Source organism: Microbacterium sp. T32 (assembly GCF_001619615.1).
Classification (GTDB): domain Bacteria; phylum Actinomycetota; class Actinomycetes; order Actinomycetales; family Microbacteriaceae; genus Microbacterium.
In genome coordinates this window covers 1-18918 of record NZ_LQQP01000009.1, presented here as the reverse complement: position 1 = coordinate 18918, position 18918 = coordinate 1, and the positions used below count along the sequence as shown (strand labels likewise).

The window sequence follows — 18918 nt, the reverse complement described above, 5'->3', positions numbered from 1 at the left end:
CGCTCGGCATCCGTTCCGTCGCGCCGAAGTGCTCGTCGGACGCTTTGGTCGTGCAACCTCGCGCGATCGACCCCCGCTGGCATCCCTTGCCCGTGTCCGACCCCCTCGCTACGGTCGCGGCATGGCCATCGAGATCCTTCCCGCCACCGGCGACCGCTTCGACGACACCGAGCGCGCGCTCGACAGCGGCGACGGGTCCGAGTGCCAGTGCCAGTGGTGGCTGCTGCCCAATGGTCCGTGGAAGGACGCGTCGATCGCCGACCGCACCGAGATGTTCCGCACCGAGCTCGACGGCGACCTCCCGCCGGGGCTCATCGCCTACGTCGACGGCGAGCCGGCCGGGTGGGTCCGCGTCGGCCCGCGCACCGCGCAACCCCGGCTCGCCCGGACGCGCGACGTCACGGCATCCACTCCGGAACCCCTCGACGACCCCTCCGTCTGGGCGGTGACGTGCTTCGTGGTCCGAACGGCGCACCGGGGCGGCGGGCTGATGAAGAGCCTCCTGGATGCCGCGGTCGAAGCCGCCCGCGACGGCGGCGCCCGCGTCGTCGAGGGGTACCCGCTCGACCCCACCGCCGCGAAGAGGTCGTCGAACCAGCTCTTCCGCGGCACGGTCGCCGTCTTCGAAGACGCGGGCTTCACCGTGATCGACCGGCCGAAGCCCGACCGCGCGCTCGTGTCCCTCACGCTCCGCGACTGATCCCCCGACCTACGATGGAGGTTCCCGAAGGAGCCTCGATGACGGATGCCACACCCACCGCGCGCGTCGACGCGTGGCTGTGGGCCATCCGCGTCTACAAGACCCGGTCGGCCGCGACCACGGCGTGCCGCGCGGGGCACGTGCGCGTCAACGGTGAGCGCGCGAAGGCAGCCCAGCCCGTGCGCCCGGGTGACGAGCTGCGCGTGCGAATCCAGGGCTTCGACCGCATCCTCGTCGTGAAGAAGACCATCGCGAAGCGCGTCGGCGCGGCCCTCGTCGCCGAAGCGGCCGACGACCGCACTCCCCCGCCGCCGCCCCGCGAGAGCATGCCCTTCGTGCCGGTGCGCGACCGCGGCGCGGGACGTCCGACAAAGCGCGACCGCCGCGAGATCGAGAAGCTGCGCGGCCGCGACCTCGACTGAGCCCGGAGACCCTCCGCGACTGCCGCGCTCACCCGGTCCTGCACAACCTCAGCGATCCGCACAACCTCAGCCCAACTCCGTCCTGCGCAACTGAGCGAGTGCAGATCACTGACCGACCGCCGCGCTCGCCCCGCGAGGCACAACCTCAGTGATCCGCACAAGATCAGCGATCCGCACAATCTCAGCCCAACTTGGTCCCTCGCGACTGAGCGAGTGCAGATCACTGACCGACCGCCGCGCTCGCCCCGCGAGGCACAACCTCAGCGATCCGCACAAGATCAGCGATCCGCGCAACCTCAGTCGGAGACCGCCCACTCCCACTGAGCGACCGCGGATCGCCGACCCACGGCTGCAGCCACCGCCGGACTCAGCCCAGCTGCTCCCGCAGCCACCGCGCCCCGCGCACCGAAGCTCCCAGCTCCTCCACGCGCGCCGCGAGCCCCCGATCGCTGGTCACGACCGCGACAGGATTCCGCGACTCGATCAACCGATGCGCGACCGCGACGATCTCGTCGTCCCCCGAACCGGGCGCCCGGACCACATCGACGTGATCGACCTGCTCCGCCGCGCGCGCGTCCCCCTCGAGCACCGCCGCGACGAACGGGAACCAGCGCGTCGCCGAAAGACCGAGTTGCTCGGCATCCACACCTTGCGTCGCGAGCTGTGACAGCTGGGCGAGTAACCGGGATGCGGCTCCGGCGCGGTCCTTCCACCATCCGTCCGGCACCGACCCCACGACGTTCGCGACGTCGACGATCACGGCCGGGCGCACCCCCAGAGCCTCGCGCAGCTTCGGCCACGCGGCCGCGAATCCCGGGTGCAACGGACGGGATGCCACGTCCTCGACCGGCACCCATTCCAGCGCCACGCTCTCCGGGTCGCTGATCACGGGTTCGAACGGCGTCGTCACATCGGCGACGAGCGTGGAGTACGACCAGATGCCGAGGTCCAGGACGCTCTCGAACCGGGGTTGCACGGCATCCACGGGGACACCCGCCTCCTCCGCCGACTCGCGCAGCGCGCCATCACGGGCGGACTCACCCTGGTGCCGCGCCCCGCCAGGGAGCGCCCACGTGTCACCGAAGTGACTCCACGACACGCGGTGCTGCAGCAGCACTCCGCGGTCGGCATCCACCGCGAGAAGACCCGCGGCGCCGAATCGTCCCCAATACCGCTCGCCCGTGGGCGCTTCGACCCAGGCGTCGCCCGGATCGCGGGGCCCGTGCGGGCGCCGCGGCTCACCGGGGGCCGGGGGTTGGATCGTCATCCTCCCCAGCCTGGCACAGCCCGGACCCCTCACTGCCCGTCGGCGTCACATGAGGCCAGAATCGTCGACCCGACACCCGAGGGCCCCCGGCGGCGCACCCGATCGCCGAAACGGCATCTGCCTGACAAATCCCACGCAGCCTGCAACCGACTGCCAGCCCACTGCAGTCTCGTGGCCAGTGCCGTCCGGACAGCGCGAGCGCCCCGGCCGAAACCGGGGCGTTCGCGGGCCGACTCAGCGCTGGCGCTTCTCGCGGATCCGCATGTTGAGCACGATCGGCGTGCCCTCGAAGCCGTAGATCTCGCGCAGGCGCCGCTGGATGAACCGGCGGTAGCCCGGGTCGAGGAACCCGGTCGTGAACAGCACGAAGGTCGGCGGACGCGTCGACGCCTGCGTCCCGAAGAGGATGCGCGGCTGCTTTCCGCCGCGCAGCGGGTGCGGGTGCTCGGCGACGAGTTCGGCGAGGAACGCGTTGAACTTGCCGGTCGGGATGCGCTGATCCCACGACTCCAGCGCCGTCTCGAGCGCCGGCACGAGCTTGTCGAGGTGACGACCGGTGCGCGCGGAGATGTTCACGCGCGGCGCCCACGTCACGTGCGCGAGGTCCTGCTCGATCTCGCGCTCGAGGTACCGGCGCCGGTCGGCGTTCTCCATGTCGTCGTCGTTGAGACGGTCCCACTTGTTGAACGCCAGCACGAGCGCGCGCCCCGACTCGAGCACGAGGTCGATGATGTTGAGGTCCTGCACGCTGATCGACTGCGAGACGTCGAGCACGACCACCGCGACCTCGGACTTCTCCAAGGCGGTCGAAGTGCGCAGCGACGCGTAGAAGTCGGCGCCCTGCTGCAGGTGCACACGACGACGGATGCCGGCGGTGTCGACGAGCGTCCAGAGCTTGCCGCCGAGCTCGACGACCTCGTCCACCGGGTCGCGGGTGGTGCCCGCGAGCTCGTTCACGACGACGCGTTCTTCGCCCGCCGCCTTGTTCAGCAGCGACGACTTCCCCACGTTCGGTCGTCCCAGGATCGCGACGCGACGCGGACCGCCGATCTCGTACTTCGCGACGGCCGAGATCTCGGGCAGCACCTTCATGAGCTCGTCGAGGAGGTCGGCGACCCCGCGGCCGTGGATGGCCGAAACGGGGTGCGGCTCGCCGAGACCGAGGTTCCACAGCGCCGCGGCCTCCGGCTCCTGGCGCGCGTCGTCGACCTTGTTGGCCACGAGGAACACCGGCTTCTTGGTCTTGCGCAGCAGCCGCACGACGTGCTCGTCGGTCGCGGTGGCGCCCACGGTGGCATCCACGACGAACAGGACGACGTCGGCGAGGTCGATCGCGACCTCGGCCTGCGCGGCCACCGACCGGTCGATGCCCTTCGCGTCGGGCTCCCAGCCGCCGGTGTCGACGAGCGAGAAGCGCCGGTCGAGCCACTCGGCCTTGTAGGTGACGCGGTCGCGGGTGACGCCCGGGGTGTCCTCGACGACGGCCTCGCGGCGGCCGAGGATGCGGTTCACGAGCGCCGACTTCCCGACGTTCGGACGCCCCACGATCGCCACGACCGGCAGCGCCGGCAGGAACTCGATGCCGTCCTCGCCCGAGGCCAGCCCCGCGAGGAGCGCGGCATCCTCCTCGTCGAGGTCGAAGTCCTCGAGGCCGGCGCGCAGCGCCTGCGCGCGCTGTTCGGCCAGGACCTCGTCGAGCTCGGCCATCTTCTCGGCGAGCTGGTCGGGCCCGCCTTCGTACTCGTCGTCAACGCCCATCGCGGGCTCCCATCGTGGAGTCGACGACGTCCAACACGGCGTCGACGGTCTGTTCGAAATCGAGGTGGGTCGAGTCGACGACCTGCACGCCGGGGGCGGCGGTGAGGAAGTCGACGACCGCGGAATCGGCGGCGTCGCGCTTGTGCAGCGCGGCTGCGACGGCCGCGGCGTCCTGCGAGGTCAGCTCGGCGCTGCGGCGGGCGGCGCGCACCTCGGGCGCGGCGGTCAGGAGGATGCGCACGGGCGCATCGGGGTACACGACCGTGGTGATGTCGCGGCCCTCGACCACGACACCGCGCAGACCCGAGGATGCCACGAGCCGACGGAACAGGTCGTTCACGGCCTGCCGCACGGCGGGGACGCGGGCCACACCGCTCACGGCATCCGTCACACGGGGCTCGCGGATCGCGGCGGTCACGTCGGTCCCGCCCACACGGACCCAGCGGTGTTCCGGGTCGAGCGAGATGGCGTAGTCGAAGTCGCCGAAGACCTCGAGCACCGCGGTGGCATCCGAGGTGTCGCTGCCGTGCTCGAGCGCGTGCCACGCGAGGGCGCGGTAGGCCGCTCCGGTGTCGAGGAATCCGAAACCGAGACGTGTGGCCACGGCCTTCGAGACGCTGGACTTGCCACTGCCGGCGGGGCCGTCGATCGCGACGACCGCGACGGGCGCCACGGCCGGGGGCTTGGTGAGGGGTTCAGTCATGGGTGGTGCTCGCAATCCGCCATCCGCGCTGCTGGAGCCCGTCGACGGCTCGGTGGACGGCGTCGGGGACGACGCTGATCTCGGCCAGGCCGAAGGGTGCCCCCGGCGAGTGCTCGAGACGCAGGTCTTCGACGTTGACGTCGAGTTCGCCCAGCTCGCCGAAGAGGCGGCCGAGCTGCCCGGCGGTGTCGTCGACCATGACGACGAAAGTGTCGAACCGGCGGTTCTGGCCGTGCTTGCCCGGCAGGCGCTCCACGCCCTCGTTGCCCCGGCGGATCGTGTCGGCCACGGCCCGACGGGCACCGGGCGCATCGGGGTCGCGCAGCGCCGCGGCCACGTCCGCGAGGTCGGCGGCGAGCGCGTCGAGCACCTCGACCACGGGGGCCGCGTTGGCGCCGAGGATCTGCACCCACAGTTCGGGAGCGGATGCCGCGATGCGGGTGGTGTCGCGCACACCCTGTCCCGCGAGACGGAGGGACCCGTCGGGCGCCGAGACGAAGCGGCCCGCGAGAAGGCTCGCGACGAGCTGCGGAACGTGCGACATGAGCGCGACGGACTCGTCGTGTTCCTCGGGCGTCATCTCGATGAGGGTCGCACCGAGGTCGAGGGCCAGGCCCTCGACGAGGGACAGGTCGTGGGCCGAGGTCTCGCTGTCGCGGCAGACCACCCAGGGCCGCCCAACGAAGATGTCGGCGCGGGCGGAGATCGCTCCCCCGCGCTCGCGTCCGGCCATGGGGTGCGACCCGATGTAGTGGGTGAGGTCGACGCCGCGCGCGCGGAGCGTGCGCAGCGGCTCGAGCTTGATGCTCGCGACGTCGGTGACGACGGCATCCGGGTAGGCCGCGAGCTCGCGCTGTACGACGTCCGCGACGACGTCCGGCGGCACGGCGACGACGATGAGCGAGGGACGGTCGTCCTCGCGCTCGGCGCGCCCGGCGCCGTAGTCGATCGCAAGACGCAGCTGCGACGGCGACGTGTCGGACAGCACGACGTCGACGCCGAGAGCGGTGAGCGCGTGGCCGACGCTCGCCCCGAGGAGGCCCGACCCGACGACGCGGACGGTGCCGCTCGTCCGGGTCGCCAACGGCGCCTCCGCGCGCGCGGACGTTCCGTTCGGTTCGATCATCGGGTCTCCTGCTGCCCTGGCGGTGGCGTTCGCACCGCGCGGCGCCCGGGGGTCACTCGGCCGGAGCGGCCGGAGTGTCGCCGTCTCGACGAGACAGCGTGAGCAGTGCGCCACGTTCTACTGTAGTCAACTCGCGGGCCTTCCCCACCGGGAGAGTTCCCAGGTGGAGGGGTCCGAACTGCCGCCGGACGAGTTCGACGACCGGGTGACCGACCTCGGCCATCATGCGCCGCACGATCCGGTTCTTCCCCGAGTGCAGCGTCAACTCGACCAGACTCTCCCCGCGCGAGGAGTCGAGGAGCCGCGCCTTGTCGGCCGCGATCCGCCCATCCTCGAGTTCGACGCCCTTGATCAGTCGCTGGATCGTCTGGGGCAGCACCTGTCCCTCGACCTTCGCGATGTACACCTTCGTGACACCGAACGACGGATGCGCGAGCACGTGGGCGAGGTCGCCGTCGTTGGTCAGGACGAGGAGGCCCGAGGTATCGGCATCCAGGCGTCCGACGTTGAACAGACGCTCGTCCCAGTCCTTCGTGAAGCGGCGGAGGTCGGGGCGCCCGCGGTCGTCGCTCATCGAACTGACCACGCCGGTGGGCTTGTTGAGGATCACGTAGCGCTTCGACGTGTCCAGCTGCACCGCGACGCCGTCGACGTCGACGAGGTCGCTCTCCGGGTCGATGCGGGAGCCGAGCTCGGTGACGACTTGGCCGTTCACGCGCACGCGCCCGGCGGCGATCATCTCCTCCGACACCCGGCGCGACGCCACCCCGGCGTTCGCGAGCACCTTCTGCAGGCGTACGCCCTCTTCGCTCATCTGAGCACCTCTCCGTCGAATCCGTCCGCGCCGTCGTCGAGCAACGGCGAGATGTGGGGCAGCTCGTCGAGCGAGTTGATGCCCAGGTTGACCAGCAGCTGGTCGGTCGTCCCGTAGTGGATCGCCCCCGTGTCCGGGTCGGTGAACACCTCGGTGATGAGCCCGCGGGCGAGGAGCGTCCGGACGACCGAGTCCACGTTCACCGCGCGGATGGATGCCACCTGCCCCCGCGTCACAGGCTGCTTGTACGCGATGACGGCCAGGGTCTCGAGTGCGGCCTGCGACAGGCGCGAGGGCGCCTGCGTGTTGACGAACTCCCCCACGACGTCGTCGTACTCCTCGCGGACGTAGAGTCGCCACCCGCCGCCGACCTCGCGCAGCTCGAAGCCACGGCGGGGGCCACCGGTCTCGCCGTCGTAGTCGGCGACGAGGCCCTCGATCGCCTGGCGCACGGCCGGGACGGGTGCGGCGACGGCCGCCGCGAGCGACACGAGGCTCTGCGGCTCGTCGAGGATCAGCAGAATCGCCTCGAGGCGCCGAGCGACGGATGCCGTATCGTTCGGGCGCGGGGCGGGCGCGGCGGGCGCGGTCGTGTCATCGGTCATAGTCGGCTCCCAGGGCGGCGAGGTTCTCTTCCGACCACCTCTCGGCGGTCCAGCGCAGGGTCAGCTCCCCCAGCGGTTCGAGCTGCTCGAACGACAGCGCGGCGTGACGGTACAGCTCGAGGATCGCGAGGAACCGCGCCACGACGACCCCGGTCTGTGTCACCCCGGCGACCAGGTCGCGGAAGTTGAGCGTCCCCGATCCGCGCAGCAGCGTCACGACGATCGCGGCCTGCTCGCGGATGCTCACGAGCGGCGCGTGCAGATGATCCAGCCCCACGGTCGGCGGCTGCTTCGGCGCGAGCGCGACGACGGCGAGCGCCGCGAAGTCCTCGGCGCTGAGCGTCCACACGAGCTCCGGGACGGCGCTGCGGTACTTCTCGTCCAGCCGCACGTTCCGCGTGTGGCGACGGTCCTCCCGCTGCAGGCAGCGCGCGAACCACGCCGACACCTCCTTGAAGGCCCGGTACTGCAGCAGTCGCGCGAAGAGCAGGTCGCGCGCTTCGAGGAGCGCCACCGACTCGGCATCCACGAGTTCGCCCTGGGGCAGCAGCCCGGCGATCTTCATGTCGAGCAGCGTCGCCGCCACGACGAGGAACTCGGATGCCTCGTCCAGATCGCCCGCCGGACCGAGGGCGCGCAGGTACGCGATGAACTCGTCCGTGACGCGGCTGAGCGCGACCTCGGTGATGTCGAGTTCGTGCGCCGAGATGAGGTTCAGCAGCAGGTCGAAGGGACCGTCGAAGACGGGCAGCGAGACGCGGAACCCGGTGTCGGGCGCGGCGGGCGCATCGACGGTGGAGTCCGCGCCGTCCGGCGTCGTGGCGGGCGAGCTGTCGTCAGGCGACGGCGCCACGGGCGACCAGCTCCCGCGCCAACCGCATGTAGGCCTGCGCGGCGGCGTGCTCGGGCGCGAACTCCGTGATCGGCATGCCCGAGACCGAGGCATCCGGGAACTTCACCGTGCGCCCGATGACCGTTTCGAGGACGTCGTCGCCGAACGCCTCGACCACGCGCTCCAGCACCTCGCGCGAGTGCAGCGTGCGCGGGTCGTACATCGTGGCCAGGACCCCGTCGAGTTCGATCGCGGGGTTGAGGCGATCACGGACCTTGTCGATCGTCTCGATGAGGAGCGCGACACCGCGCAGCGCGAAGAACTCGCACTCGAGCGGGATCAGCACGCCATGCGCGGCGGTGAGCGCGTTGACGGTGAGGAGGCCGAGCGACGGCTGGCAGTCCACGAGCACGACGTCGTAGTCGGCGGCGACCTTGCGGAGCACCCGGGCGAGGATCGTCTCGCGCGCGACCTCGTTGACGAGGTGCACTTCGGCGGCCGACAGGTCGATGTTGGCCGGGATCAGATCGAGGCCCTCGACGCGCGTGTGCACGATCGCCTCGCGCGGGTCGCGCTTGGTGTCGAGCAGCAGGTCGTAGATGGTCGGGACGTCGTGCGTCTGGATGCCGAGACCCGCCGACAGCGCACCCTGCGGGTCGAAGTCCACGGCGAGCACGCGGCGGCCGTAGCCCGCGAGCGAAGCCGCGAGGTTGATGGTGGTCGTCGTCTTACCGACGCCGCCCTTCTGGTTGCACAGGGCGATGATGCGCGCGGGCCCGTGGCTGTCGAGCTTCGCGGGCGTCGGGAATCCGCGATACGGCCGTCCGGTGGGTCCGAGAATGACCTCGTCCGCGCTGTTCGCCGTCCCCTTCGTGCTCGCCGACACCGAGTCTCCCGCCTTCGTCATAACGGGGTCGAGTCTACTCGCCGGCCCGCCGCCCGCCGGGAGACCACGCGGTACGCACGGCCTTCCGGGCCGCCCACGCTCACCGCGCCCGCGGGTGTGCCGTGGCGTACACGTCGCGGAGAGCGTCGACCGAGACGTGCGTGTAGATCTGCGTCGTGGCCACCGAGGCGTGCCCGAGGAGTTCCTGTACCACGCGGACGTCCGCGCCGCCCTGCAGCAGATGCGTCGCGAAGGAGTGGCGGAGCGTGTGGGGCGAGACGTGCGCGGTGAGCCCCGCCCGCTCGGCGGCGGCCTGGATGATCAGCCACGCGCTCTGGCGCGACAGTGGCGCCCCGCGGACGCCGAGGAAGAGTCGCGGTGTGGCCCGGCCCTTGGCCGCCCAGGCAGGCCGGACCCGCGTGAGGTACGCCTCCACCGCGGCGCGGGCGTACGAGCCGACCGGGACGATCCGCTCCTTCGCGCCCTTGCCCCGCACCCGCAGGACGTCGCCGTGCGCGGTGTCGTCGACGTCGAGCTGCACGATCTCCGAGACGCGCGCGCCGGTGGCGTACAGCAGCTCCAGCAGGGCACGGTCGCGGACGGCGGACGGATCCGCGGCGGTCGCATCCGCCGAGCCCGGCGCGGGGCCGGCGGCATCCAGCAACCGTTCGACCTGCCCGATCGACAGGGCCTTGGGGAGCCGTCGCGGTGCCTTGGGCGGACGCAGCCGCCCGCTCGGGTCGTCGTCGGACCGCCCCTCGCGCACGAGGAACCGGTGGAGCCCACGCACCGACGACTGCAGCCGCGCGAGCGACGACGCCGCGGGCGGCGGTTCAGCGCCGGCGCGCTCGGCGGCGAACTCCGCGACGAGCGCCGAGGTCACGGCATCCGTGTCGTCGATGCCCCGCTCGGTGAGCCAGGCCGTGTAGATCCCCAGGTCGCGCCGGTACGCGGCGACGGTGTGGTCGGACAGCCCGCGCTCGAGCGCGACGTGTCGCAGGTACGTCTCGACGGCACGCTCGAGCTTCACGTCACGCCGACGCGGCCTCGCGGCGCAGCACCTCGGCGGCCGCCAGCACGCCGGTGGCCAGGATGCCGTTGCGCAGACGTCCGGCGAGCACTCCGTCGATCACATCGGCCAGGGGCACGCGCTCGACGCGCATGTCGGACTCCTCGTGCTCACGCTCGTAGTCCGTCTCGACGTCGGAGAGGCCGCGCGCGAGGAAGAGGTGGACGACCTCGTCGTTGCCGCCGGGGGTGGTGTGGATCGAGACGAGGTGCTGCCACCGCTCGGCCGCGAGGTCGACCTCTTCGCTCAGCTCGCGCTTCGCCGTCTCGATCGGCGGCTCCCCCGCGACATCGAGGAGGCCCGCCGGGATCTCCCAGTCGCGCTCCTTGATGGGCTGCCGGTACTGCTGGATGAGCACGACCCGGCCGTCGTCGTCCAGGGCGACGACGGCGGCGGCGCCCGGGTGCTCGACGTACTGACGGGTCATCTCGCCGTCGCCGTACTGCACGGTGTCGGACCGGACGTCCCACACCGCTCCCTGGTACACGAGGTCGCTGGCGACGACCTCCAGGTCGACGGGCTCGTCACGCAGCGACTCCATGTCAGTCCTCCTCGACGGCGAACAGCTCGCTCGAACGGTGGCGCTCGAGCGCCGCCCCGACGAGTCCGCGGAACAGCGGGTGCGGCTGGGTCGGACGCGACCGCAGCTCGGGGTGCGCCTGGGTGGCGATGTAGTACGGGTGCACGTCGCGCGGCAGCTCGACGTACTCCACGAGGTCGAGGTCGGGGTTGAGGCCCGAGAAGACGAGGCCCGCGTCGCTGAGCTGCTGGCGGTACGCGTTGCTGACCTCGTAGCGGTGGCGGTGGCGCTCGAACACGCGGTTCGCGCCGTACACCTCGGCCGCGAGCGAGCCCTCCGCGAGGTCGGCCGGGTACAGGCCCAGGCGCATGGTGCCGCCGAGGTCTCCGCTCTGCAGGATGTCGACCTGCTCGGCCATGGTCGCGACGACGGGGTGCACGGTGTCGGGGTCGAACTCGCTCGACGATGCGCCCTCGAGCCCGGCGACGGTACGCGCGTACTCGATGACCATGCACTGCAGCCCCAGGCAGATACCGAGCGTCGGGATGCCCTGCTCGCGCGCGAAACGGAGCGCGCCGAGCTTGCCCTCGATCCCTCGGATGCCGAAGCCGCCGGGAACGATGATGCCGTCCACCGTCGACAGGGCCTTCGCCGCGCCCTCAGGCGTCTCGCACAGGTCGGACGGGATCCACGTGATCTTGACGTGCGTCTCCTGCGCGAAACCGCCGGCCTTGATGGCCTCGGTCACCGACAGGTAGGCATCCGGGAGGTCGATGTACTTGCCGACGAGGCCGATCGTGACCTCGTGCTTGGGGTTGTGCACCGCCTGCAGGACCCGCTGCCAACGCGACCAGTCGACGTCGGCGGCCTTGTCGATGCCCAGCGCATCGACGATGTAGGAGTCGAGACCCTGATCGTGCAGCATCGTGGGGATGTCGTAGATGCTCGGCACGTCGACCGCGTTGACGACGGCGTCCTCGTCGACGTCGCACATGAGCGCGATCTTGCGCTTGTTCGACTCGGTGACCGGGCGGTCGCTGCGGAGCACGAGAGCGTCGGGCTGGATGCCGATCGACCGCAGCGCCGCGACGGAGTGCTGCGTGGGCTTGGTCTTCTGCTCACCGGAGGCGCCCATGAACGGCACGAGCGACACGTGCACGAAGAACACGTTCTTGCGGCCGAGCTCGTGGCGGATCTGACGCGCGGACTCGATGAAGGGCTGGGACTCGATGTCGCCGACCGTGCCGCCGATCTCGGTGATGATCACGTCGGGCTGCGGAGTCTCGGTCGCCTGCAGGCGCATGCGGCGCTTGATCTCGTCGGTGATGTGCGGGATGACCTGCACGGTGTCGCCCAGGTACTCGCCACGCCGCTCGCGCGCGATCACCTGCGAGTAGATCTGGCCGGTCGTGACGTTCGCGGCCTGGCTCAGCTCGATGTCGAGGAAGCGCTCGTAATGACCGATGTCGAGGTCGGTCTCGGCGCCGTCGTCGGTGACGAACACCTCGCCGTGTTGGAACGGGTTCATCGTCCCCGGGTCCACGTTGAGATAGGGGTCGAGCTTCTGCATCACGACGTGGAGTCCACGCGCCGTGAGAAGGTTGCCGAGGCTTGCCGCCGTCAGGCCCTTACCGAGTGACGAAACCACTCCTCCGGTCACGAAGATGTGCTTCGTCGTGAAGGTCGATGCCGTGGTGTTGTCGTCTGAATGTCCCGCGTCCGAAGTCTGCATCACGGGCTTCGATCCTATCAGTCGTCTCGGAGGGTGGCGGCGCGGCGCACGCCGCGCGTTGGAGGAAGTCTGGCATCGACCACCGACACGCATGTCACTCCGGCATGACGATTCCGTGTCTTCCGGGCGGGATCAGCGCACCGAGCGGCCGGTCTCCAGCAGCTCTCGCGCGTGGGTGAGAGCCGCCTCGGAATCGCTCAGTCCCGACAGCAGACGCGCCATCTCGGCTTCCCGTTCTGCGCCCTCGAGCCGGCGGACACTGGATGCCGTCACCGCGCCGTCGTTCCCCTTCACGACGGTGAGATGGTTGCCGGCGAAAGCCGCGACCTGCGCGAGGTGCGTGACCGCGATCACCTGCGAGGACTCCGCCAGCCGGGCGAGTCGCCGCCCGACTTCGATCGCCGCGGCGCCGCCGATCCCGGCATCCACCTCGTCGAAGACGAACGTCGGCACGGGGTCGACGCCGGCGATGACGACCTCGATCGCGAGCATCACGCGGCTGAGCTCGCCGCCGGAGGCCCCGCGCGATACGGGCCGCGGGTCGGCGCCCGGGTGCGGGGCCAGCAGGATCGCGACGTCGTCGCGCCCGTGCGACCCGGGCGTCGGCGACGGCGTCACCGCGACGGTGAGCTTCGCGTCGGGCAGGGCCAGGGCGTGCAGCTCTTCCGTGACGGCCGCCCCGAGCCGCGCCGCAGCCTCGATCCGCGCTGCAGTGAGCGCCTCCGCCGCGGCATCCAGTTCCGCGGCGGCGTCGTCACGCTGCGCGCCGAGCCGCTCGATGCGGTCGCCGTCGTCGTCGAGTTCGAGCAGCCGGGCCGACCCGGTCTCGAGCAGCGCGATCGCGGCATCCACCGATCCGTGGGCACGCGCGAGCCCGGCCAGGACCCCGCGCCGCTCGTCCACCGCGGCCAGCTCGTGCGGCCCCGATTCGTCGAGGTCCGCGAGGTACCCCGACAGGGCGACGGAGACATCCGTTGCGCGGTACCCGAGGTCGGCCACCTGCTCGCCGATCGCCGCGAGTTCGGCATCGCTGCCGGAGACGCGCTCGAGCGCCCTGCGGGCCTCGGCGAGCAACGTCACGATGTCGGGGGTGTCGTCGTCGCTGGAGAGCACGGCGTGAGCGCTGACGGCGGCGATTCGGAGCTCTTCGGCGTTCGCCAGACGCTCCGCGCGGCGCTCGAGCTCCTCCTCCTCGCCGGCGATCGGCGCGGCCGCCTCGATCTCCGCGATCGCGGCCCGCAGCTCCTCCGCCTCACGCGCACGGTCGTCGCGGTCGGCCGTGAGCGTCGAGAGCTCGGCATCCAGCGCTCGGAAGGCGTCCCAGGCCGCACGGTACGCGGCACGGGCGGTCGTCACGGGATCGCCGCCGAAGCGGTCGAGCGCATCGCGCTGAGCGGATGCCGAGCGCAACCGCAACTGATCGGATTGCCCGTGCACCACGACCAGGTCGTCCGCGAGGTCGGCGAGCACGCCCGCCGGCGCCGTGCGGCCGCCCACGGTCGCGCGGCCGCGGCCTTCGCTCGAGACCGTGCGCCCGAGATACAACTCCGCGGCGCCGTCACCGAGGGGCTCGACGTCTCCCCCGGCCTCCCGCACGCGCGCCGCGACGGGCCCGTCCTCGGGGACGAGCCACACGCCCTCGACCGCGGCCTGGGCCGCACCCGAGCGAACGGCGCCCGAATCGGCGCGCTGTCCGAGCAGCAGGCCGAGACCGGTGACGACCATGGTCTTCCCCGCGCCGGTCTCGCCGGTGATGGCGGTGAAGCCGCGTCCGATCGGCAGCGTCGCGTCGGCGATCACCCCGAGATCGCGCAGCCGCATCTCCTCGATCACGGCATGCCTCCCAGCGCGCCGCGCCAGCCGGTCACCGGGAGCCGGAACTTGCGCACCAGCCGTTCGGTGAACGCGGCGGGGTGGAGGCGCGCGAGACGCACCGGACGCGACGACCGCCGCACCACGACGCGCGCGCCCGGCGGCAGTTCGTGCGAACGTCGACCGTCGCACCACAGGATGCCGCTCCCGCTCGTGCGCTCGAGCACCTCGACCGCGACGGTGGCGTCGGGGCTCACGACGAGCGGGCGCGCGAACAGGGCGTGCGCGGACAGCGGTACGACGGCGATCGCCTCGACGGTCGGCCAGATGACGGGGCCACCGGCGGAGAAGTTGTAAGCGGTGGAACCGGTGGGGGTCGCCATCACGATCCCGTCGCATCCGAACGACGACAGGGGCCGCCCGTCGACCTCCATGACGACCTCGAGCATGCGCTCCCGGCTCGCCTTCTCGACCGTGGCCTCGTTCAGGGCCCACGTCTCGAAGATGACCCGATCGTCGGCGTCCAGCACCTTCACCGCGAGGGCGAGGCGCTCCTCGACACGGTAGTCGCGGTCGATGACGCGGCGTACCGCGTCGTCCATGTCGTCCCGCTCGATCTCGGCGAGGAAGCCGACGTGGCCCATGTTGATGCCGAGGATCGGCGCGCGTCCACCGCGGACCGTCTCGGCCGCGCGCAGGATCGTTCCGTCGCCGCCCAGGACGATCGCCAGCTCCAGGTCGTCGACACCTACGTCGACGCCCAGGGTCTCGACGCCGTCGAGCGACAAGCGCTCGGCGAGCTCGGGCCGGTCCTCCGCGGAGACGACGGGAATCGCCCCCGCCGCGCGCACGGCGGACAGCACGCGCTGCGCCGCTTCGACGGTGTCGTCGCGGCGGGCGTGGACGACGAGCAGGATTCGGCGTTCGCTGGGGGTCATCGGCTTCCGGTCAGTCGGGTCACGGTGCTCTCCCATTCTGAGGGGTCGGTGCCGCGGGTGTCCGAGAACCACGCCACGTACTCCTGGTTGCCGTGCGTTCCGACGATCGGCGAGGCGATGAGGCCGGCGGTCCGCAGGCCCACGTCCCACGCGGCCCAGAGAACGCCGTGGACGGCATCCGAACGCAGCGCCGGGTCGGTCACGAGACCGCCCTTCACGGCGGTGCGGCCGACCTCGAACTGCGGCTTGATCAGCAGGATGACGTCGGCGCCGGGAGCGGCCGTGGCGACGACCGCGGGCAGGACATGGTGCAGGGAGATGAAGGACAGATCGCCGGTGACGACGCTCGGGCGCTCGGCGACACCGGTCGCGGCGGCGAGGTTCTCAGCGCTCATGAACCGCACGTTATACCCCTCGACCGACACGACCCCGGGGTCGGCCGCCACGGTTGGGGACAACTGCCCGTGCCCCACGTCGACGGCCAGCACCGGCCGGGCACCGCGCTCCCGCAGGACCTGGGTGAAGCCCCCGGTTGACGCCCCGAGATCCACGGCGACCCGCCCCGCCGGGTCGAGGTCGAACGCGTCGAGTGCCGCCACGAGCTTGTGCGCACCGCGGCTCACGTAGTGGTCGGCGACGGCGACCTCGATGCGCGCGACGTCCTCCACCCGCACCGAGGGCTTGACCACGCCGCGACCGTCGACGGTCACAAGACCGTCGGCGATCAGCTGCGCCGCGTGCGTGCGCGATCGCGCGAGACCACGTGCGGCGAGCTCGGCATCCAGTCGGCCGCTCATCCGTCCGCCGGCGTCGCCGCGCCCGATTCGAGGCGCCGCGCGAGCTCGTCGTGCAGGGCGGCGTAGGCGTCCGCGCGCGCGTCCAGCGGCTGCTCCTCGATGATGCGCAGGCGGTCGATCAGTCCGGCGTCGGCATCGGTCTCGCGGTCATCCGACATGGAGGCCATCGTATCGGCGTCAGCGCACGCGGAACGGGTCCGCGTACAACTGCTCCGGAACCCGGAACCCGAAGATCGCACGGCCCGAGTTCCAGATCGCCGCGGCTCCGGCTCGGAGGAGGTCGATCTGACGGTTCCCCGCCGAGACGATGCGCAGATCCACGCCGTCGATCTCGACCACCGCGTCGCCGACGCGCGTGCGGGCGCCCTTGACGATCGTCGCCGGATACGGCTCGAACAGCTGACGCAGGTCGGCGACGATGTAGTCCGGACGCTGGTTCGGCGACGCGGCGAGGAGCTGCTTGGGTCGGTCGATCCCCGTGAGGACGTGCACCGACCTCATCTCCGCCCCGCGGGCACCCTGCACGTCCGTGTCGAGTCGGTCGCCGATGAACAGCGGCGACCGAGCGCCCGTGCGCGCCACGGCGACGTCGAAGATCGGACGCTCGGGCTTCCCCGCGACCGTCGCCAGACGGCCGACGGCGGTGTGCACCGCTGACACGAGGGTGCCGTTTCCCGGCGCGATCCCGCGCGCCTGCGGGATCGTCCAGTCGGTGTTCGTGGCGATCCACGGGATGCCACCCTCTTCCACCGGAGTGGCGAGCGCATAGGCCGCCTCGGCGAGCTGCTTCCATCCCACCTCGGGAGCGAAGCCCTGGACCACCGCCGCCGGAGAATCCTCGGCGCTCCGGGTCACGACGAAGCCGGCCTTCTCGACCTCGACGACGAGACCCTCTCCCCCGACGACCAGCAGCGTGGAGCCGGCCGGCACGAGGTCGGCGAGCAGGCGCATCGCCGCCTGCGGACTCGTCACCACATCCTCGGGTGCGACGTGGAGCCCCAGCGAGGTCAGGTGTTCCGCGACCGAGGCGTCCGTCCGCGACGCGTTGTTGGTGATGTACCCGAGGCGGTGTCCCTCCTCGGCTGCGCGGTTCAGGCCCTCCACCGCGTGCGGCAGGGCTCCCGGTCCGGCGTAGACCACGCCGTCCAGGTCGGCGAGCACGACATCGACACCGTCCAGAGGAGTCGGTTCCGGCTTGCTCCGCCCGAAGATCATCGCGTCTCGTCCCCGTTCCCGTCCTCGTCCTCGTCGGCTTCTTCGACAGGGACGACGCCGGATGCCACGTCCACGCCGCCGTCCTCGTCGATGAGGTCGATCTCCTCGACGACGATGACCTCGCGATCGGCGACGCCGGCAGCCGCGTCGAGGGCATCCGCGGCGATGTCTGCGCGACGGAACCACTCGGCTGCCTCGTCATCGCGCCCGAGCTCCTCGAGCACGGCGGCGCGGGCCGCGAACAGCGCGGGGCTCCACTCGAAGGCGCGGTCCGGGTCGGCCTCCGGGATCTCCAGCTCCTGCAGCGCGCGCTCCGGGTCGCCGAGGTCGAGGCGGGCACCGGACATCGCGATCGCCAGCTGCGCGCGGACCGCGGTGGGCAGCGTCGAGCGGTCCACCGAACGCCCCTCCTCGAGGGCGCGGTCGGGACGGCCGACACCGCGCTCGCTGTCGACGATCAGGGGAAGCTGCTCGTCGGACCCGGAGATACGACGGTGCGTGCGCAGTTCGCGAAGAGCGAGCGCGAAATCCCCGATGGCATAGGCCGTGATCGCGACGGTCTCGCGAACGATCGCGACGCGACCCGCGCTCCGGGAGGCCGCCAGCGCGTGCTGGTGCGCCAGCTGCGGATCCTCCTCGATGAGACGGGATGCCATGACGAGGTGTCGGGCGACGTTCTCGGCGTTGTCCTTGCTGAGAGTCTTCAGCTCGTTGCGCGCTGCGCCCGGAAGATCGCGGGCGGTGACGTCCTCGGGGACGACCGGCCCACGCTCCCGCTGATCCTGCGGGGGCCGAGTCGCGCGACCCTCGGAGCGGTCGAAGCGGCGGGGTGCGCCGGCGCCCGGCCGCCGGTCACCGGAGGGACGCCGGTCCCCACCCTCGGCGCGCGGGCGGTACGGACGCGAGTCACCGGACGTCGGCCGCCCCGGACGCGAGTCACCGTCACGGCGCGGACGGAAGTCCCCGTCGCGGCGGGGGCGTCCTGCCGAGTCGCCATCCCGACGCGGACGGAAGTCCCCATCACGATGCGGGCGACCCGTAAAGTCACTGTCCCGACGCGGGCGGAAGTCCCCCTCGCGACGCGGTCGACCAGTAGAGTCGCCATCCCGACGCGGACGGAAGTCCCCATCCCGACGTGGACGCTCGGAGCTGTCACCGGCACGACGGATAGGACGGGCGTCTCCGCGACGCGGTCGACCGTCGCCACCCGTCGGGCGCGAATCGCCGTCGCGGCGAGGACGATACGGGCTGTCGCTTTCACGCCGGGGCGCGCGATCGTCACCATCGCGGCGGGGGCGCGCGGTGCGCTCTCCGTCACGACGGAACGGACGCGATGACGCGTCTCGAGCCGGGCGCCCTGCTCCCGAAGCCCCACGTTGCGATCCGGGTCGTGAACGGTCGTCGGAACGACCTCCATTGACGTTGCGCTCGTTGGAGTCGTCGCTCGACATGACGATCCTTTCCCCGGAAATGTGTCCGTATATGCGAAATGGCCACCCAGCGTTGGGTGGCCATTTCGTGGAAAGGAAGTCCGGCGGTGTCCTACTCTCCCACAGGGTCCCCCCTGCAGTACCATCGGCGCTGAGAGGCTTAGCTTCCGGGTTCGGAATGTAACCGGGCGTTTCCCTCTCGCTATGGCCGCCGAAACACTATTGATGTTTCAAAAACCAACAACGAATGTCATTGTTGTTTTCCCGACCGTACATCGAGAACCACTCAGTG

The 18918-nt window shown here is 71.3% G+C and carries 19 protein-coding genes and 1 rRNA gene; 2 read left to right on the top strand and 18 right to left on the bottom strand.

From position 1 onward, the window contains the following. The first annotated feature begins 121 nt into the window (after positions 1 to 121). Both AVW09_RS04430 and AVW09_RS04425 read left to right on the top strand, forming a co-directional pair. On the top strand, positions 122 to 700 hold the full coding sequence (locus AVW09_RS04430; protein ID WP_063256867.1) for a GNAT family N-acetyltransferase: 579 nt from the start codon (positions 122 to 124) through the stop codon (positions 698 to 700). Positions 701 to 738: 38 nt separating this feature from the next. After that, a complete protein-coding gene (locus AVW09_RS04425; RefSeq protein ID WP_063256866.1) occupies positions 739 to 1122 on the top strand; it encodes an RNA-binding S4 domain-containing protein in 384 nt (127 codons plus the stop codon). A gap of 367 nt (positions 1123 to 1489) precedes the next feature. Here AVW09_RS04425 and AVW09_RS04420 read toward each other — a convergent pair whose 3' ends face one another. From AVW09_RS04420 to rrf, 18 genes are all read right to left on the bottom strand, one after another. Beyond that, positions 1490 to 2389, bottom strand: coding sequence for an NUDIX hydrolase (locus tag AVW09_RS04420; RefSeq protein WP_063256865.1), 900 nt, complete (start codon positions 2387 to 2389; stop codon positions 1490 to 1492). Positions 2390 to 2623: 234 nt separating this feature from the next. After that, positions 2624 to 4147, bottom strand: coding sequence for a ribosome biogenesis GTPase Der (gene der / locus AVW09_RS04415; protein ID WP_022880111.1), 1524 nt, complete (start codon positions 4145 to 4147; stop codon positions 2624 to 2626). After that, positions 4137 to 4850: a (d)CMP kinase gene (gene cmk, locus AVW09_RS04410; RefSeq protein WP_063256864.1), complete on the bottom strand. Its 714-nt coding sequence runs from the start codon at positions 4848 to 4850 to the stop codon at positions 4137 to 4139. The genes der and cmk overlap by 11 nt, the downstream gene beginning before the upstream one ends. After that, complete coding sequence (locus tag AVW09_RS04405) at positions 4843 to 5976, bottom strand: prephenate dehydrogenase (RefSeq protein WP_063256863.1); 1134 nt, start codon at positions 5974 to 5976, stop codon at positions 4843 to 4845. Before AVW09_RS04405 ends, cmk begins: the two co-directional genes overlap by 8 nt. Before the next feature lie 52 nt (positions 5977 to 6028). Then, a complete protein-coding gene (locus AVW09_RS04400) occupies positions 6029 to 6790 on the bottom strand; it encodes a pseudouridine synthase (RefSeq protein ID WP_063256862.1) in 762 nt (253 codons plus the stop codon). Further along, entirely contained in the window at positions 6787 to 7395 is a 609-nt protein-coding gene (gene scpB, locus AVW09_RS04395; RefSeq protein WP_063256861.1) for an SMC-Scp complex subunit ScpB, read from the bottom strand. Before scpB ends, AVW09_RS04400 begins: the two co-directional genes overlap by 4 nt. Further along, positions 7385 to 8248 carry a segregation and condensation protein A gene (locus AVW09_RS04390; RefSeq protein WP_063256860.1) on the bottom strand — a complete coding sequence of 288 codons (864 nt, stop codon included), beginning with the start codon at positions 8246 to 8248 and terminating at the stop codon, positions 7385 to 7387. Before AVW09_RS04390 ends, scpB begins: the two co-directional genes overlap by 11 nt. Then, entirely contained in the window at positions 8232 to 9134 is a 903-nt protein-coding gene (locus tag AVW09_RS04385) for a ParA family protein (RefSeq protein ID WP_231901769.1), read from the bottom strand. The genes AVW09_RS04390 and AVW09_RS04385 overlap by 17 nt, the downstream gene beginning before the upstream one ends. Positions 9135 to 9213: 79 nt before the next feature. Continuing rightward, a complete protein-coding gene (gene xerD / locus AVW09_RS04380; RefSeq protein WP_063256859.1) occupies positions 9214 to 10143 on the bottom strand; it encodes a site-specific tyrosine recombinase XerD in 930 nt (309 codons plus the stop codon). Position 10144: 1 nt separating this feature from the next. After that, on the bottom strand, positions 10145 to 10723 hold the full coding sequence (locus AVW09_RS04375) for an NUDIX domain-containing protein (protein WP_063256858.1): 579 nt from the start codon (positions 10721 to 10723) through the stop codon (positions 10145 to 10147). 1 nt (position 10724) lies between these two features. Next, the gene (locus tag AVW09_RS04370; protein WP_063256857.1) at positions 10725 to 12434 is read right to left on the bottom strand and encodes a CTP synthase; all 1710 of its coding nucleotides are present in this window, start codon (positions 12432 to 12434) and stop codon (positions 10725 to 10727) included. Positions 12435 to 12566: 132 nt separating this feature from the next. Continuing rightward, positions 12567 to 14267, bottom strand: a complete 1701-nt coding sequence (recN, locus tag AVW09_RS04365) for a DNA repair protein RecN (RefSeq protein WP_063256856.1) — start codon at positions 14265 to 14267, stop codon at positions 12567 to 12569. Further along, positions 14264 to 15184 (bottom strand): NAD kinase, encoded by a 921-nt coding sequence (locus AVW09_RS04360; RefSeq protein ID WP_063256855.1) that lies wholly within the window; start codon positions 15182 to 15184, stop codon positions 14264 to 14266. The genes recN and AVW09_RS04360 overlap by 4 nt, the downstream gene beginning before the upstream one ends. Beyond that, positions 15181 to 15981 carry a TlyA family RNA methyltransferase gene (locus tag AVW09_RS04355; RefSeq protein ID WP_063256854.1) on the bottom strand — a complete coding sequence of 267 codons (801 nt, stop codon included), beginning with the start codon at positions 15979 to 15981 and terminating at the stop codon, positions 15181 to 15183. The genes AVW09_RS04360 and AVW09_RS04355 overlap by 4 nt, the downstream gene beginning before the upstream one ends. After that, positions 15978 to 16139 carry a hypothetical protein gene (locus tag AVW09_RS17870; RefSeq protein ID WP_197462559.1) on the bottom strand — a complete coding sequence of 54 codons (162 nt, stop codon included), beginning with the start codon at positions 16137 to 16139 and terminating at the stop codon, positions 15978 to 15980. Before AVW09_RS17870 ends, AVW09_RS04355 begins: the two co-directional genes overlap by 4 nt. Before the next feature lie 19 nt (positions 16140 to 16158). Continuing rightward, positions 16159 to 17196 carry an HAD-IIA family hydrolase gene (locus tag AVW09_RS04350; RefSeq protein ID WP_063256853.1) on the bottom strand — a complete coding sequence of 346 codons (1038 nt, stop codon included), beginning with the start codon at positions 17194 to 17196 and terminating at the stop codon, positions 16159 to 16161. Next, complete coding sequence (locus AVW09_RS04345) at positions 17193 to 17852, bottom strand: hypothetical protein (RefSeq protein ID WP_231901768.1); 660 nt, start codon at positions 17850 to 17852, stop codon at positions 17193 to 17195. Before AVW09_RS04345 ends, AVW09_RS04350 begins: the two co-directional genes overlap by 4 nt. Positions 17853 to 18725: 873 nt before the next feature. Beyond that, positions 18726 to 18842: ribosomal RNA gene (rrf, locus tag AVW09_RS04340) — 5S ribosomal RNA — on the bottom strand. Positions 18843 to 18918: the final 76 nt, after the last annotated feature.